Source organism: Mycobacterium sp. NGS69 (assembly GCF_059812165.1).
In genome coordinates this window covers 650215-665982 of sequence record NZ_JCALCD010000003.1, presented here as the reverse complement: position 1 = coordinate 665982, position 15768 = coordinate 650215, and the positions used below count along the sequence as shown (strand labels likewise).

The window sequence follows — 15768 nt, the reverse complement described above, 5'->3', positions numbered from 1 at the left end:
GAATGGGGGGATTGGTGGACGTCGTCCTTGGGGTGTCTTTGGCGCCCGAGACGGTCCGCATGGTGCTCGTCGAAGGTGAAGGTGCCGGCGGCGTCACCGTCGATCAGGCCGACTTTCCAATGCCGGGTGCCGCCGCAATCGATCAGGTGATCGAGGCCATCCTGGGCACCCGCGAGAGCGCGGCCGAGAGCGGCTATCGGTTGAGGTCCAGCGGGGTGACGTGGACCGATCAGTCGGCCGCCGCCGCGCTGCGAAACGCGTTGGCGGCGCGCAAGATCGAGAACGTCGTGCTGGTCTCGGCGTTCATGGCCGCGGCGGCGCTGGCTCAGGCGGTCGGCAGCGCGACCAGCTGTGCCCGCACCGCGCTGCTGTTCGTCGAGCCGGCCACGGCGACTCTCGCCGTCGTCGACACGTCGGACGGGTCGGTCGACGACGTGCAGCGCAAGCCCCTGCCCCCCGGTGACGGTGCGGTGCGGGCAGAGCTCGCCGCGCTGGTCGCCGGTGCCGAATCGATGCGCGCCCGCCCCGACGGTGTATTCGTCGTCGGCGCCGGCGTCGACATCCCGATGATCAAGCCCGCGCTGGACGCGGCGACGTCGCTGTCGGTGGCGGTCCCCGAGGAACCCGAGATGGCCCTGGCGCGAGGCGCCGCACTGGCATCGGCGAACGAGCAATTGGGAGCGCCGAGCACGGTCGAGATGCCATACGTCCAGGAACCCGCGCGCGAGCTGGCATACAGCGCCGAGGCGGAGCCCGCGCCCGGCGACGACCGGGAACACGGCGAGCGCCGCAGCCGAAAGATGCTGGCGATCCTCGGTGCCGCCGCGATGTTCGTCGTCGGCGCCGTGGCGCTGACGGTGGCGCTCGCCGTCGGCATTCGCCCCCACGTGGACCAGCGACCCGATGTCGGCAAGAACGTCGTCGCCCCGGCGACCCAGGCGGCCCCGCCACCCCAAGCCCCGCCGCCGGCTCCGCCGGCTCCCGCACCGGCCGCGCCCGCGCCGGCCGCCCCGAACCCGGGGCCAACGTCCAACCCCCTTCCCCAATGGCTGCCGCCGCTGCCCAGGGACGACGATCATGACGACCATTGGGCGTGGCTCCGCCACCACCTGGGGCATGGAATCCTGGGCCCCTAGCCCGGGTCGCCAAGGGGGCGAATCCGCGTAAAATCGGGGGACTAGGGGAATGCAGGGTGGGGACGCTGGGCGTATCGCAGTTGCTGACGCTCGCGACGACCATGTCCTCGGCCTGCGCTGGCTAGCAAACGACGATGGAGGAGCTTTGGACACCGTACTTGGCGTGTCGATGGCGCCGACGGCCGTCCGTATGGTGCTGGTCGAAGGTGAGAATGGCGACGGTGCGACCGTCGACGAGGACAATTTCGACGTTGCCGCCGACGACGATGCGGCAACCATTACCGCAGCTGACCAGGTAGTCTCGGCGATCCTGGGGACCCGCGAGGGCGCCGCCGAGGGCGGTTACCAACTGGCGTCGACGGGCGTCACGTTCACCGACCCGATCGAGGCCGCCGCGCTGCGTGATGCGCTGGCCGCCCACAAGGTCGAGAACGTGATGTTGGTCTCGGCCTTCCTTGCCGCGGCCGCGCTGGCCCAGACGGTCGGCAACCAGACGAACTATGCGCGCACGGCGCTGCTGTACATCGAGCCCGACACCGCGACCCTGGCGGTCGTCGACAGCGCGGACGGCTCGGTCACCGACGTTTACCGGCAGGCCCTGCCCAAGGACGACGACGCGGCGGTGACCCAGTTGGCCTCGATGGTCGCCGGGGCCGAGGCGCTGGAGGCGCGACCCGACGCCGTGTTCGTCGTCGGCTCCGGCATCGACATCCCGATGATCAAGCCGGCGCTGGAGGCCGCGACGACCCTTCCGCTGGCGGCGCCCGAGGAGCCGGACACCGCGCTGGCCCGGGGAGCGGCGCTGGCGTCGGCCCACGCGCCGCTGTTCGCGTCGTCCACCGCGGCGCTGGCCTACGCACAGGACCCGGGCACCGGCGCGATCGACCCGTTCGCGGTGGCCCCCGGCTACTTCGACACACCGGCCACCGCCGACGCCAACGCGCTGGCCTACAGCGCCGTCGCCGACGACTTCGACGAGGCCTACACCGGGGAGCACGCGACGCAGCTGGTCGGCGCGGGCGGCCGCGAGCGCGGCTCGTTCCGGCTGCTGGGCAGCGCACTGGCGGCGATCTTCGTCGTCGGGGTGACCGCACTCGTGGTCTCGCTGGCCGTCGCCATCCGCCCGACCGCCGGCGTACAGCCCGCCCCCGGCCACAACGTGGTCGCCCCCACCCAGGCGGCCCCCGCACCGGCCGCTCCCGCTCCGGCGCCGGCCCCCGCGGCCCCGGCCCCGGCGCCGGCACCCGAGGCGGCTCCTGCTCCGGCGCCCGCGCCGGTTCCCGAGGCTCCCGCCCCGGTTCCGGCCGCTCCGGCGCCCGCCCCGATTCCTGAGGCGCCCGCGCCGGCCCCGGTCCCGATACCGGAGGCCCCGGCGCCCGCCCCCGCGCCGCCCCCGGTGGTCGCGCCCATTCCGGTGCCGATCCCGCTGCCCATCCCGGGCATCGGCGGCCCGCGGGGAGGCGTGTTCGGCCCGCCCGGCGGCGGGTTCGGGCCTCGCGGCGGCGGCGAGGACGGGCCCCGCGGCGGTGGCGGATTCCCCGGCTTCCCCGGCGGCGGCGGCCACGGCGGCTTCGGCGGCGGCCACGGCGGCTTCGGCGGCTTCGGCGGCGGTCACCACTAGGCGTTTCACCGCCACCTGTCATCTGCCGTTTGCCTCCCGATTAGCGGCGCGATGCAGTTAGCTCATCGCGGCCACCTACACACGGTGGTATGCGATGCACCGTCTTTGGCACCGGTTACCTCGGTGCCACGCACGCAGCGGGGATGGCCGAACTGGGACACGACGTCGTCGGCGTGGACATCGACGCCGGCAAGGTGGCCAAGCTGGCCGGCGGCGACATCCCGTTCTACGAGCCGGGCCTGCGAAAGTTGTTGACCGACAACCTCGCTGCCGGACGACTGCAGTTCACCACCGACTACGAGATGGCGGCCGAGTTCGCCGACGTGCATTTCCTGGGGGTGGGCACGCCGCAGAAAAAGGGCGAATACGGCGCCGACCTCTCCCACGTCCACGCGGTCATCGACACGCTGGTGCCCCGGCTGAGGCGGCCGTCGGTGCTCATCGGCAAGTCGACGGTACCGGTGGGCACGGCGGCCGAGCTCAACCAACGCGCGGCCGCGCTGGCGCGGCGCGGGGCCGACGTCGAAATCGCCTGGAATCCGGAGTTTTTGCGCGAGGGCTACGCGGTGCACGACACCCTGCACCCGGATCGCATCGTGCTCGGCATCCAAAAGGGCTCGGCGCGCGCGGAGGCGGCGGCCCGCGAGCTGTATGGTCCGCTGCTGGACACCGGGGTGCCCTTCCTGGTGACCGATCTGCAGACCGCCGAGCTGGTCAAGGTTTCCGCCAATGCCTTTCTGGCGACCAAGATTTCGTTCATCAACGCCATTTCCGAGGTGTGCGAGGCGGCGGGCGCCGACGTCAGCGTGCTGGCCGACGCGCTGGGCTACGACCCGCGGATCGGGCGCCAATTCCTAAATGCTGGTTTGGGTTTCGGCGGCGGTTGCCTGCCCAAGGACATCCGCGCGTTCATGGCCCGCGCCGGTGAGCTGGGCGCCGACCAGGCGCTGACGTTCCTGCGCGAGGTGGACAGCATCAACATGCGCCGGCGCACCCGGATGGTCGAGCTGGCCACCACCGCGTGCGGCGGCTCGCTGCTGGGCGCCAACGTCGCCGTGCTGGGTGCGGCGTTCAAACCCGAATCCGACGACGTCCGCGACTCGCCCGCGCTCAACGTGGCCGGGCAACTCCAGCTCAACGGCGCCGCGGTCAACGTGTACGACCCAAAGGCGCTCGACAACGCGCAGCGGCTCTTCCCGACGCTGAACTACGCGGTCTCGGTCGAGGAGGCCTGCGAGCGCGCGGATGCCGTGCTGGTGCTCACCGAGTGGCGGCAGTTCGTCGACCTCGACCCGAACGACCTGGCCGACCGGGTGCGCGCCCGCGTCGTCGTCGACGGCCGCAACTGCCTCGACGCCGCCCGCTGGCAGCAGGCGGGATGGCGAGTGTTCCGGCTCGGGGCGCCGCGGACCTAGCGGCGATCTACGTCAGGCCGTTGTTCCCGGCCGAGCCGAACACGCCGCCCGCGCCGCCGGTGCCGGCGTTGCCTTCCGGCACACCGATCCCGGCGTTGCCGCCGGTACCGCCGTTGCCGACGAGCACGGCGCCCCCGCCGTTCCCGCCGTCACCGCCGCGGCCCGTGACGCCCTGGCCGCCGGGGCCGCCGTCACCCCCGTAGCCGACCAGTGCCGCGTTGCCGCCGTGGCCGCCGTTCCCGCCGGTGGTCGCACCGGCACCGCCGGCCCCGCCCGCGCCGCCGCTGCCCGAGATCCCCGCCGCGCTGCCGCCGCTGCCCCCGGCCCCGCCGGCGCCGGCGCCCCCGACCCCGCCGTTCCCGCCGCGTCCGGCGGTGCCCTGCACCGGGCCGGAGTTGCCGCCGTTACCGCCGGCGCCCCCGTTGCCGGTGAGGCCCGTGCCGCCGGCGCCGCCGTCGCCGCCGTTGCCGGAGATGCCCCTCGTGGTGCCGCCATGGCCGCCGGCGCCGCCGTTGACGGAGCCGGTGCCGCCGGCACCGCCGGAGCCCGCCGAGCCCTCGAACATGCCGCCGGCGCCGCCGGCGCCGCCGGAACCGCCATCGCCGGTGCTGCCCGTGCCGCCGGCACCCCCAGCGCCGCCGTTCCCCCATACCACCCCGGCCCCGCCGTCGCCGCCGTCACCACCGTGTCCCCCGAGGCCGGTCCCGCCGGCCCCGCCGACCCCGCCGGCACCGAGCAGGCCACCGTTCCCACCGGCCCCGCCGTTACCCCCGCTTGTTACGCCCGTGCCGCCGGCCCCTCCCGCGCCGCCGGTCGGCTGGGTCGGCCCGCCGATCCCGCCATTGCTGGCCAGGCTGAACACCCCGCCGTTCCCGCCGGCGCCGCCGTTTCCGCCGGCGCCGCTGGCCGAAAGCCCGCCCGCGCCACCGGCGCCGCCGGCGCCGAAGATCCCGCCCATCCCGCCGTTGCCGCCGTTCCCGCCGTGGACACCGGGACCGGTGGAGAACCCGCCGGCACCGCCGGCGCCGCCGGCACCGAAGAGCGCGCCGGCCCCGCCGTTGCCGCCGTTTCCGCCGAGGGTGCCCGACCAGCCCGCGCCGCCCGCGCCGGCCGCTCCCAGCAGCCCGGCGGCCCCACCGTTGCCGCCGTTGGGGTGGCTGGCCCCGCCGGAGCCGCCCGCCCCGCCGTTGCCGATCAGGATTCCGGCGTCGCCGCCGTTCTGCCCGGTTCCCGGGGCCCCGTTGGCACCGTTGCCGACCAGCGGGCGCCCGAACAGCGCCTCGGTGGGCGCATTGATGGCGTTCGTCAGGGTCTGCTGGACGTTGGCGGCCTCGGCGCCGGCGTACGAGGCCGCGCCCCCGCCCAGGGCCTGCACGAACTGGTCGTGCAACGCCGCCGCCCGGGTGGTCAGCGCGTGAAAGTCCTGCGCCTGACCGGAAAACAGCGACGCGATCGCCGCCGACACCTCGTCGGCGCCCGCGGCCGCCACCCGCGTCGTCGAGGCCGCCGCGGCCGCGTTAGCCGTACTCACTGTCGCACCGATGCGAGCCAGATCCGAAGCCGCCGCCCCCAGCGCCTCCGGTACCGCGATCACAAACGACATGCCCCCGCCTTCCATCAGTCGATGCCACGACGGACGTTATCGCCATCGGCGGCGTGCCGCACCGGATCAACCGTCTCGGGGCCGGCGAGTAGCCTGACCGCGTGGACTACGCCGCCGAGTTCCTCAACGAAAACCGAGCCTTCGCGGAGCTTTTCCGCGGTGTCGACGAGTCCACGCCGGTACCGACGTGCCCGGGCTGGAACGTCACCCAGCTGTTGCGCCATGTCGGGCGCGGCGATCGGTGGGCGGCGCAAATCGTGCGCGACCGGCTGCAGGAATTCCTGGATCCCCGCGCCGTCGAGGGCGGCAAGCCGCCACCGGATCCGGCCGACGCGATCTCCTGGCTGCACGGCGGCGCGCAGCGGCTGGTTGACGCCGTCGAGCTGTCGGGCGTGGAAACGCCGGTGTGGACGTTCCTCGGGACCCGCCCGGCGAACTGGTGGGTCCGGCGCCGGCTGCACGAGACGGCGGTGCACCGCGCCGACGCCGCCATCGCCACCGGCGCCGAATTCACCCTCGACGCCAACGTCGCGGCCGACGCGATAACGGAATGGCTTGAGCGCGTGGCGATTCAGGCCGGAAGCGACGGGGCGCAGCTGCCGCTCGAGACCGGCAGCACCCTGCATCTGCACGCCACCGACCCCGGGCTGGGCGACGCCGGCGAATGGACGATCGCTGTCGACGGCGGCGCGATCACCTGGTCGCACGAGCACGGCAAGGGCAGCGCGGCCCTGCGCGGCGGCGCCACCGACCTGTTGCTGGCGATCCTGCGCCGGGTCGCGCTGGCCGACACCGGTATCGAGCTGTTCGGCGACGAGACGGTGTGGCAGAACTGGCTGGACCGTACGCCGCTATAACTCAGGCGGACACGGTAGCTTGCTGACCATGAGCACATCGGAGATCGCCACCGTCCTGGCGTGGCACGACGCCCTCAATGCCGCGGACCTGGAAACCCTGGTGACCCTGTCCAGCGACGACATCGAAATCGGCGACGCCCACGGGGCCGCACAGGGTCATGCGGCGCTGCGCAGGTGGGCCGGTACCCGCGAGGGCACGGCCGAGCCCGGCCGCATGTACGTGCACGACGGCATCGTCGTCGTCGAAGAGAAGGTCCGCGCCCCAGGCGGGGAGGTCACCAACGCCGCGTCGGCGTTCCGGGTGGTCCGCGATCACGTCACGTCGGTGTTCCGGCACGAGGACTTGGCGGCGGCGCTGGAGGCGACGGAGCTCACCGAGGACGACTTCGTAAATTAGGGGGGCCAAACAGAGAGGCAGTTATGCGCGGCATCATCCTGGCCGGCGGGTCGGGCACCCGTCTTCATCCGATCACGATCGGCATCAGCAAGCAGTTGTTGCCGGTGTACGACAAGCCGATGGTGTACTACCCGCTGTCCACGCTGATGATGGCCGGCATCCGCGACATCCTGGTGATCACCACCCCGCACGACGCGGCCGGCTTCGAGCGGCTGCTCGGTGACGGTTCGCAATTCGGTATCAACCTGACCTACGTCCAGCAGCGCGAACCCGAGGGCCTGGCCCAGGCCTTCGTGCTCGGCGCCGACCACCTCGGCAACGACTCGGCCGCTTTGGTGTTGGGCGACAACATCTTCTACGGCCCCAGACTGGGCACCAGCCTGAGCCGCTTCCAAAACATAAGCGGCGGAGCGATTTTCGCCTACTGGGTGGCCAACCCGTCGGCCTACGGCGTCGTCGAGTTCAGCGACGACGGCATGGCGCTGTCGCTGGAGGAGAAGCCCGCCACCCCGAAGTCCCAGTACGCGGTGCCGGGCCTGTACTTCTACGACAACGACGTGATCGAGATCGCCAAGAACCTGAAGAAATCGGCGCGCGGCGAGTACGAGATCACCGAGGTCAACCAGATCTACCTCAACCGCGGGCGGCTGTCGGTCGAGGTGATGGCCCGCGGGACGGCATGGCTGGACACCGGCACCTTCGACTCGCTGCTGGACGCCAGCGACTACGTCCGCACGCTGGAACGGCGGCAGGGGCTGAAGGTCAGCGTCCCCGAGGAAATCGCGTGGCTGCAGGGATGGATCAGCGACGAGGAGCTGGCCGAGCGCGCCCGCACCCTGGTCAAGTCCGGTTATGGCGACTACCTGCTGGGGCTGCTGGAACAACGGCGCTGACCGGCGCCGGTTCGGGTTTCGCCAGCACGGCCGCGATCGCCGTCGTCAACGGCACCGACAGCGCCAGCGCGATGCCGCCGACCGCGGAGCGGGCGAGTTCGATGGCCACGCTCTCGCTGATTAGCACGTCGCCGAGCGAGCGGTTGGACACGCTGAACAGCAGCAGCAACGGGAGCGAGGTACCGGCGTATGCCAGCACCAGCGTGTAGACCGTGCTGGCGATGTGATCGCGGCCCACCCGGATGGCGCCCACAAAGATGGCCCGCCTGGAGCCGCCGAGGTGGGCCAGCTCGAAGACCGTCGACGCCTGCGTCACGGTCACGTCGTTGAGCACACCCAGTGACCCGATGATGAATCCGGCGAGCAGCAGCCCGCTGATCGACACGTTGCCCAGATACGCCGAGACCTGGCCGTTCTGGTCGTCCGACAAGCCGGTCAGGTGGGCCAAATCGACTGCCGCCCAAGATAATCCGGCGGCCAGCAGCAACGCCGACAGGGTGCCCAGCAGGGCGGCGCTGGTCCGCAGGCTCACTCCGTGGGCCAGGTAGATCACCGCGTAAAGGATGACGGCGGAGGCCACCAGCGCGACGGGGACGGCGGGGGCGCCGTCGCGCAGCGCCGGCAGCAGGAACACGACCAGCACCAGGAACGCGACGCCGATGCCGACCAGCGCGAGCAGCCCGCGCCAGCGGGCCACGGCGACAATCACCACCGCGAACGCGATCGCTAGGCCGACCAACGGCCAGCCGCGCTCGAAGTCGTAAAACGCATAGCTGGTGGTGCCCTGCTCGTCGACCTGCCGGACGAGCCGGATGCGGTCGCCGGCCCCGAAGTGGGGCTGGCCGGGGCCGGGGGAGGATTCCAGCAGCGTCTTGGCGCCGGCGTTCGGGCCCGAGTCGATGGCGACCAGCGTTTGGACGCATCGCCCGGCGCCGGGGGCCGCCGATTGCGGCGCGGTGGTGAGCACCTGACCCGCCGACGGGCTGCCGCAGTCACCCAGCGCGCTGGACAGCACGTGGCCCTTCTGCGTGCTCACGGCGCCGCCGGCCGCGTTCTGGAACGGCGTCGGGATGTCGACGTGCTGGCGGCTCGGCCAGAGCAGCGCCGCACCGGCGATCACGGCCACCCCGATGGCGACCAGCAGCCCGACGACGATCTTGGCGGGCAGCGGATCCAGCCCGGAGGCGCCTGACGACAGGCTGTGCGAGTGGGAGTGGGTCACCCGGTTGAGGGTAGAGGGGCGCCGACCCGGTGCCGGTCAGGCCAGCGCCTCTGCCTGCTACGGCAACCCGGGTGTCCCGTCCAGGCCGAGCAGCAGCCCGCCGGTGCCGCCCGCGCCGGCCTTGCCCGGCGTCGTCCCGGTCCCACCGTTGCCGCCGTCACCACCGTTGCCGATCCCGACCGCGTCACCGCCCTTACCGCCGTTACCGCCGGTGCCGCCCGCGGCGACGCCGATCCCGCCGTCACCGCCGTGACCGCCGTTGCCGATCAGCCCGGCCGTACCGCCGGCCCCGCCATTCCCGCCAATTATGTTGGCGGTGCCGCCGGCGCCGCCGGTCCCGCCGTCGCCGAGGAGCAAGCCCGCCTTGCCGCCGGCCCCGCCGTCCCCACCGATTGCGGCGTTGGAGGCGGCACCGCCACCGCCGCCGCTGCCGCCGGCGCCGAAGAGCATGCCGGCCTGGCCGCCGGCCCCGCCCTTCCCACCAACGGCGCTGGCGGTGCCGCCGGCGCCGCCAATGCCGCCGGCGCCGGCGAGTATGCCGGCCGCGCCGCCGGCCCCGCCATTGCCGGCGATTGCGCCACCGCCGCCGCCGGCGCCGCCGGCCCCGCCGTCGCCGAAGAGCATGCCGGCCGTGCCGCCGGTCCCGCCATCCCCGTTGATTGCGCCGCCGGCGCCGCCGGTGCCGCCGGCCCCGCCACTGCCGCCCAGTACGCCGCCGTGGCCGCCGGCCCCGCCATTCCCGTTGATGGTGCCGGCGCTGCCGCCGGCGCCCCCCACACCGCCGGCGCCGCCGGTGCCGAACAGCCCGCCGGAGCCGCCGGCCCCACCGGGACCCGCGGTGGCCTTGTCGGTGTACCCGCCGGTGCCGCCAGCGCCGGCGGTGCCGAACAGGCCCGCGGTTCCGCCCACACCGCCAGCGCCACCGTTACCCGTGGCGCCGTTGCCGCTGCCGCCGGCACCGCCGGTGCCGCCGGCGCTAAACAGTCCGCCGGCCCCGCCGGCCCCGCCGTTCCCGCCGTTGCCGGCGGCGTTGAATCCGCCGGCACCGCCGCTGCCGCCGGCCCCGAATAGCAGCCCGCCGGCCCCACCGGCCCCGCCGGTGGTGGTGCCAGGCCCGCCAGCTCCGCCCGCGCCACCGGTGCCGATCAGCCCGGCGGCACCGCCGGCGCCGCCGTTTTGGCCGACCCCTCCGGACCCGCCGTTACCGCCGCTGCCGATCAAGATCCCACCGGCTCCTCCATTGGCCCCGCTGCCCGGGGCCCCGCTGGCGCCGTTGCCGATCAGCGGGCGCCCGGTCAGCGTCAGGAAGGGCGCATTGATCGCGGTGAGAAGCGACTGGATCGGCGCGGCCGCGGCGGCTAGAGGCGAGGCGGCGGCGGCCTCAGCACCCGCATACGAGCCCGCAGCCGCGGCCAGGGCCCGCACAAACTCGTCGTGAAACGTCGCCGTCTGCGCGCTGAGCGCCTGATACCCCTGGGCGTGCCCGGAAAACAGCGCCGCGATGGCCGTCGACACCTCATCGGTGCCGGCCGCCAGCACCGCCGTGGTCTGAGCCCGGGCCGCCGCATGGGCGGCGGCCAGCGCCGATTCGATATTGGCTAAGTCCGATGCTGCCGCTGTCAGCGCCTCAGGCGCCGCGATCACAAACGACATCTGACACCTCCCAATTCGTCACGACGACGTCATGTCGGCCCGGGATCGTCGGCCATCTCGACCAATCGATATGGAGTCATGGTCTCGCTCCAGGCGCGCCGTCGTTGGGTTTCGACGAGACTTTCGCCACCCTTTTGCGACGACTCGCGGCGCCGCCTACTGCCGGTAGCCGGCCAGGAAGTTTCCCAGCCGCTCGATCGCGGCGGCGAGATCGCGCGACCACGGCAGCGTCACGATGCGCAGGTGATCCGGCGCCGGCCAATTGAACCCGGTGCCCTGGGTGACCAGGATCTTCTCGGACAACAGCAGCTCGAGCACGAGCTGCTCGTCGTCCTCGATGTCGTAGACCTCGGGATCCAGCCGGGGAAACGCGTACAGCGCGCCCTCGGGTTTGACGCAGGACACCCCGGGAATCTCGTTGAGCTTGGTCCAGGCGACGTCGCGCTGCTCGAGCAGCCGTCCCCCGGGAAGCACCAGGTCCTCGATGCTCTGGTGGCCGCCGAGGGCGACCTGGATCGCGTGCTGCGCCGGGACGTTGGGGCACAGCCGCATGTTGGCCAGCAGGCTGATCCCCTCGATGAAGCTGCTGGCGTGCTCCTTGGGCCCGGTGATCGCCAGCCAGCCGGCCCGGTAGCCGGCGACCCGGTAGGCCTTCGACAGGCCGTTGAAGGTCAGGCACAGCATGTCGGGCGCCAACGTGGCGACGTTGATGTGCTTGGCGTCGTCGTAGAGGATCTTGTCGTAGATCTCGTCGGCCAGCAGCAGCAGCTGATGCTTGCGCGCCAGGTCGACCATCTGGGTGAGGATCTCGCGGCTGTAGACGGCGCCGGTGGGGTTGTTCGGGTTGATCACGACCAGCGCCTTGGTGCGCTCGGTGATCTTGGATTCCAGGTCGGCGATGTCGGGCTGCCAGCCCTGGGTCTCGTCGCACAGGTAGTGCACGGGCGTGCCGCCGGCCAGCGAGGTCGACGCGGTCCACAGCGGGTAGTCCGGCGCCGGGATCAACACCTGATCGCCGTTGTCGAGCAGGGCCTGCAGCGTCATCGTGATGAGCTCGGAGCAGCCATTGCCCAGGTAGACGTCGTCGACGTCGAACCGGGGAAAGCCGTCGACCAGCTCGTAGCGGGTGACCACCGCGCGCCGGGCGGGCAGGATGCCCTGCGAGTCGGAGTAGCCCTGCGCGTAGGGCAGGGCCTGGATCATGTCGCGCATGATCACGTCGGGCGCCTCGAAGCCGAACGGCGCCGGGTTGCCGATGTTGAGCTTGAGGATGCGGTGTCCTTCGGCCTCCAGCCGCGCGGCGTGCTGGTGCACCGGGCCGCGGATCTCGTACAGGACGTCCTGCAGTTTCGACGACTGCGCGAAGGACCGCTGCCGATGATGGCCGGTGACGTGCGCGGGCAGCTGGTGAGTACTCACGTCACCTATGGTGCCATCGTTGTCCACCGAATTTGCTGGTCGGCATCGAATCGTTGCATGCAACACACGTTTCATGCAACATCGAGGGATGGGTAGAACCTCGACTTCGCGCGCCGCCGAGTACCGACGGCGCATGCGTGAACGCGGCTACCGCCCGGTTCAGATGTGGGTGCCGGACGTCCGGTCGGCGCAGTTCGCAGCGGAAGCAAACCGGGAAGCGTTGGCGCTGGCCGAAGCCGACCGGCACAGCGACGACATGGACTTTGTCGAGGCGATCTCGGACGATCTGACTTCACTGGACGACGACGGGTGAACCGCGGCGAGCTGTGGACCGTCTCGGGGGGCGTCTACGCGGCCAAGCCTCGTCCAGCGATCATCGTCCAGGACGACCTGTTCTCCGCGACGGAATCGGTCGTCGTCATCCCGCTGACCGCGACAACGGTCGCCGGGGTGACGGTGGCGCGAATCGCGGTCCCGACGACGACCGGCGTCGCACAGCCCAGCTTCGCCATGATCGACAAGATCACGACGGTCCGCCGCTCAAACCTCGGAACGCGGATCGGGCGCGTGTCGGCGACGCTCATGGCAGACATCGAACGGTCGCTCATGGTGTTCCTCGGCTTGGCCTCCTGAGCGAGCGGTCAACGCTTCCCGGGCGGGCGGGCGCCGCGCGCGATACCCAGGCCTTTTACGGGCGCCGCCGGCGGTGTCGCGTCGCCGTCGGGCTGCGCCGAGGGCTCCGGCTTTTGCTCCGGCTCGGCCTTGGCCTCCGGTTGCTCGGCCGGGGCTTCGGCGGTCTTGGCGGCGGGCGCGACCTTCTTGGCCCCGGGTCGCTTGGCACCGGCAGCGATGCCGAGCCCCTTCACCGGTGCGGCGGGCGCCGCGGGCGCCTCCGTCTCGCCGGTCGGTTCGGCGGGCGCCTCGGCCGCCGGCGCTGCCGCCTTGGCGGGCGCTGCTGGAGCGGCCTTCTTGGCGCCGGGTCGCTTGGCGCCGGCGGCCAGGCCGAGCCCCTTCGCGGGGGCGGCGGGCGCGGCGGGCGCCGCCGGGGCGGCCGCCTCTTCGGCGGGCGCCTCGGTTGCTTGCGCCGCGGGCGCGGCTTTCTTGGTGCCTGGCCGCTTGGCACCGCCGGCGATGCCCAACCCCTTGGCGGGCGCGGCGGGAGCCGGGGCCGCGGCCTTGGCCGGCTCCGGCTCGGCGGCCTTGGCGGGCGCGGGCTCGGCGGCCTTGGCGGGCGCGGCCGGGGCGGACGCCTTGGGTGCCGCGGCGGCCCGCTTCTCGGCCTCCTTGGCGGCCGTGCCCTTTTCGGGCAGCGTGGCCTTGTCGTACTCGATCGACCCGAGCAGCACCTGGGCCACGTCGAGCACCTCGACGCCGCTGCGGCCGGCTTCTTCCTGCCGGTCGTTGACGCCGTCGGTGACCATCACCCGGCAGAACGGGCAACCGGTGGCGATGGTGGTGGCGCCTGTCGCCAGGGCCTCGTCGACGCGTTCGTGGTTGATCCGCTTGCCGATGTGTTCTTCCATCCACATGCGCGCACCGCCCGCGCCGCAGCAGAAGCTGCGCTCGGCGTGGCGCGGCATTTCGGTGAGGGTGGCCCCGGCGGCGCCGATCAGCTCGCGCGGCGCCTCGTACACCTTGTTGTGCCGGCCCAGGTAGCAGGGGTCGTGGTAGGTGATCTCCTGGGAGACAGAGGTAACGGGCACCAGCTTCTTGTCACGGATCAGCCGGTTGAGCAGCTGCGTGTGGTGCAACACGGTGTAGTTGGAGCCCAGCTGCCGGTACTCCTTGCCCAGGGTGTTGAAGCAGTGCGGGCACGTCACGACGATCTTGCGGTCGACGGTCTCCACGCCCTCGAACAGCCCGTCCAGGGTCTCGACGGCCTGGGCGGCCAGCTGCTGGAACAGGAACTCGTTGCCGGAGCGGCGGGCGGAGTCGCCGTTGCAGGTTTCGCCCGTCCCCAGCACCAGGTACTTGACGCCGGCGACGGCCAGCAGCTCGGCGACGGCCTTGGTGGTCTTCTTCGCCTTGTCGTCGTAGGCGCCGGCGCAGCCCACCCAGAACAGGTACTCGTAGCCGTCGAAGCTGTCGACGTCCTCGCCGTAGACCGGGACGTCGAAGTCGACCTCGTCGATCCAGTTGGTCCGGTCCGAGGCGTTCTGCCCCCACGGATTGGCTTTGGTCTCAAGGTTTTTGAACAGCACCGACAGCTCGGAGGGGAACTCCGACTCCATCATCACCTGGTAGCGGCGCATGTCGACGATGTGGTCGACGTGCTCGATGTCCACCGGGCACTGCTCGACGCAGGCGCCGCACGTCACGCAGGACCACAGCACGTCGGGGTCGATGACGCCGCCCTGCTCGGCGGTGCCGACCAGCGGGCGGGTCGCCTGCTCCGGACCGGAGCCCATCACGCGGCCGAAGCCCGACTCGGGGACGTGGTGCTCCTCGGCGTGCTTCTCGCCGCTCAGGTTCTCGGCGACCCCGCCTTCCGGGGTGTTCTCGAGCGGAGTCTCCTTGTCGCCCAGGATGTATGGCGCCTTGGCCATCCAGTGGTCGCGCAGGTCCATGATGACGAGCTTGGGCGACAGCGGCTTTCCGGTGTTCCAGGCCGGGCACTGCGACTGGCAGCGCCCACACTCCGTGCAGGTGGCGAAGTCGAGCATGCCCTTCCAGGTGAAGTCTTCGATCTTGCCGCGGCCGAATTGGGCGTCGTCGGGCGGGTTTTCGAAGTCGATCGGCTTGCCGTCGGACTCGATCGGCAGCAGCGGGCCGAGCCCGTCGGGCAGGCGCTTGAAGATGACGTTGATGGGCGCCAGGAAGATGTGTAAGTGCTTGGAGTGCAACACGATCAGCAGGAAGGCCAGCATGACGCCGATGTGCAGCATCAGGGCGACGGTCTCGACGATCTCGTTGGTGTTGTGACCCAGCGGCTGCAGCAGCGAGCCCATCAAGTGGCTGAAGAAAGCGCCGCGGCCGTACGGGAATTCGTCGCCGAGCGCGTTCACCGACGCCCCGCGGAAGATGGCGTACGTCCAGATGACGTTGAAGATCATGAACAGGATCAGCCACGCGCCGCCGGTGTGCGAGCCGTAGAAGCGGGACTGGCGGCCGTACTCCTTCGGCTCGGTGCGCAGCCGGATGATCGCGAAGGTGACGATGCCGGTCAGCACGGCCAGCGCGAAGAAGTCCTGCAGGGCGCCGAGTGCATCCCAGCGGCCGATGATCGGTATGTGGAAGTTCGGCTGGAACAGCACGCCGTAGGCCTCGATGTAGACCGTCAGCAGGATGAAGAATCCCCACATCGTGAAGAAGTGCGCCAGACCGGGCAGCGACCACTTCAGCAGCTTGCGCTGGCCGAACACCTCGGAGAGTTCCGTCCAGATGCGGTCGCCGACATGGTCGGCGCGCCCGCTGGCCGGCTGCCCGGACATGATCAGCTTGTTCAGCCACAGCACCCGGCGCGCGGCGAAAGCGCCCACCACCACGGTCATGCCCAGTCCGATGATCAGTCTGATGAGCGTTTGCGTGGTCACAGAAGGTCTCCCCAATTCC

13 protein-coding genes are annotated in these 15768 nt (G+C 71.8%); 8 read left to right on the top strand and 5 right to left on the bottom strand.

From position 1 onward, the window contains the following. Positions 1-14 precede the first annotated feature (14 nt). The 3 genes from AC5Y2S_RS12515 to AC5Y2S_RS12505 all read left to right on the top strand — a co-directional run bounded on the left by AC5Y2S_RS12515 (position 15) and on the right by AC5Y2S_RS12505 (position 4172). Positions 15-1136 carry a DUF7159 family protein gene (locus tag AC5Y2S_RS12515; RefSeq protein ID WP_499956445.1) on the top strand — a complete coding sequence of 374 codons (1122 nt, stop codon included), beginning with the start codon at positions 15-17 and terminating at the stop codon, positions 1134-1136. Between the two features lie 145 nt (positions 1137-1281). After that, entirely contained in the window at positions 1282-2757 is a 1476-nt protein-coding gene (locus AC5Y2S_RS12510) for a DUF7159 family protein (RefSeq protein WP_499956444.1), read from the top strand. A gap of 89 nt (positions 2758-2846) precedes the next feature. Then, on the top strand, positions 2847-4172 hold the full coding sequence (locus tag AC5Y2S_RS12505) for a UDP-glucose dehydrogenase family protein (RefSeq protein ID WP_499956443.1): 1326 nt from the start codon (positions 2847-2849) through the stop codon (positions 4170-4172). Between the two features lie 7 nt (positions 4173-4179). On the opposite strand, the gene AC5Y2S_RS12500 is transcribed toward AC5Y2S_RS12505, so the two are convergent. Then, the gene (locus tag AC5Y2S_RS12500; RefSeq protein ID WP_499956442.1) at positions 4180-5775 is read right to left on the bottom strand and encodes a PE family protein; all 1596 of its coding nucleotides are present in this window, start codon (positions 5773-5775) and stop codon (positions 4180-4182) included. Between the two features lie 101 nt (positions 5776-5876). Here AC5Y2S_RS12500 and AC5Y2S_RS12495 point away from each other — a divergent pair, with 101 nt between their 5' ends. Genes AC5Y2S_RS12495 through rfbA form a run of 3 tightly spaced genes read left to right on the top strand, consistent with a single transcriptional unit; the run spans position 5877 to position 7922 of the window. Continuing rightward, entirely contained in the window at positions 5877-6632 is a 756-nt protein-coding gene (locus tag AC5Y2S_RS12495; RefSeq protein ID WP_499956441.1) for a maleylpyruvate isomerase family mycothiol-dependent enzyme, read from the top strand. Positions 6633-6660: 28 nt separating this feature from the next. Next, positions 6661-7029, top strand: coding sequence for a nuclear transport factor 2 family protein (locus AC5Y2S_RS12490; protein WP_499956440.1), 369 nt, complete (start codon positions 6661-6663; stop codon positions 7027-7029). Between the two features lie 23 nt (positions 7030-7052). Next, positions 7053-7922, top strand: coding sequence for a glucose-1-phosphate thymidylyltransferase RfbA (gene rfbA / locus AC5Y2S_RS12485; protein ID WP_499956439.1), 870 nt, complete (start codon positions 7053-7055; stop codon positions 7920-7922). Here rfbA and AC5Y2S_RS12480 read toward each other — a convergent pair. From AC5Y2S_RS12480 to AC5Y2S_RS12470, 3 genes are all read right to left on the bottom strand, one after another. Further along, positions 7870-9144, bottom strand: a complete 1275-nt coding sequence (locus AC5Y2S_RS12480; RefSeq protein WP_499956438.1) for a YibE/F family protein — start codon at positions 9142-9144, stop codon at positions 7870-7872. The two genes, rfbA and AC5Y2S_RS12480, sit on opposite strands and share 53 nt — an antisense overlap. 57 nt (positions 9145-9201) lie before the next feature. Further along, complete coding sequence (locus AC5Y2S_RS12475; RefSeq protein ID WP_499956437.1) at positions 9202-10797, bottom strand: PE family protein; 1596 nt, start codon at positions 10795-10797, stop codon at positions 9202-9204. A gap of 156 nt (positions 10798-10953) precedes the next feature. Next, on the bottom strand, positions 10954-12243 hold the full coding sequence (locus AC5Y2S_RS12470; protein ID WP_499956436.1) for a pyridoxal phosphate-dependent aminotransferase: 1290 nt from the start codon (positions 12241-12243) through the stop codon (positions 10954-10956). A gap of 61 nt (positions 12244-12304) precedes the next feature. Between AC5Y2S_RS12470 and AC5Y2S_RS12465 the strand changes: the two genes are divergently transcribed. Both AC5Y2S_RS12465 and AC5Y2S_RS12460 read left to right on the top strand, forming a co-directional pair. Then, the gene (locus AC5Y2S_RS12465; RefSeq protein ID WP_499956435.1) at positions 12305-12529 is read left to right on the top strand and encodes an antitoxin MazE-like protein; all 225 of its coding nucleotides are present in this window, start codon (positions 12305-12307) and stop codon (positions 12527-12529) included. Next, the gene (locus AC5Y2S_RS12460; RefSeq protein ID WP_499956434.1) at positions 12526-12849 is read left to right on the top strand and encodes a type II toxin-antitoxin system PemK/MazF family toxin; all 324 of its coding nucleotides are present in this window, start codon (positions 12526-12528) and stop codon (positions 12847-12849) included. The genes AC5Y2S_RS12465 and AC5Y2S_RS12460 overlap by 4 nt, the downstream gene beginning before the upstream one ends. Positions 12850-12857: 8 nt before the next feature. Here AC5Y2S_RS12460 and AC5Y2S_RS12455 read toward each other — a convergent pair whose 3' ends face one another. Then, entirely contained in the window at positions 12858-15749 is a 2892-nt protein-coding gene (locus AC5Y2S_RS12455) for a heterodisulfide reductase-related iron-sulfur binding cluster (RefSeq protein ID WP_499956433.1), read from the bottom strand. Positions 15750-15768 lie beyond the last annotated feature (19 nt).

Bases quoted from the DNA above. Each gene is read 5' to 3' on its own strand.
- rfbA (WP_499956439.1), top strand. From the start codon at position 7,053: ATGCGCGGCATCATCCTGGCCGGCGGGTCGGGCACCCGTCTTCATCCG.
- AC5Y2S_RS12465 (WP_499956435.1), top strand. From the start codon at position 12,305: ATGGGTAGAACCTCGACTTCGCGCGCCGCCGAGTACCGACGGCGCATG.
- AC5Y2S_RS12505 (WP_499956443.1), top strand. From the start codon at position 2,847: ATGCGATGCACCGTCTTTGGCACCGGTTACCTCGGTGCCACGCACGCA.
- AC5Y2S_RS12500 (WP_499956442.1), bottom strand. From the start codon at position 5,775: ATGTCGTTTGTGATCGCGGTACCGGAGGCGCTGGGGGCGGCGGCTTCG.
- AC5Y2S_RS12490 (WP_499956440.1), top strand. From the start codon at position 6,661: ATGAGCACATCGGAGATCGCCACCGTCCTGGCGTGGCACGACGCCCTC.
- AC5Y2S_RS12475 (WP_499956437.1), bottom strand. From the start codon at position 10,797: ATGTCGTTTGTGATCGCGGCGCCTGAGGCGCTGACAGCGGCAGCATCG.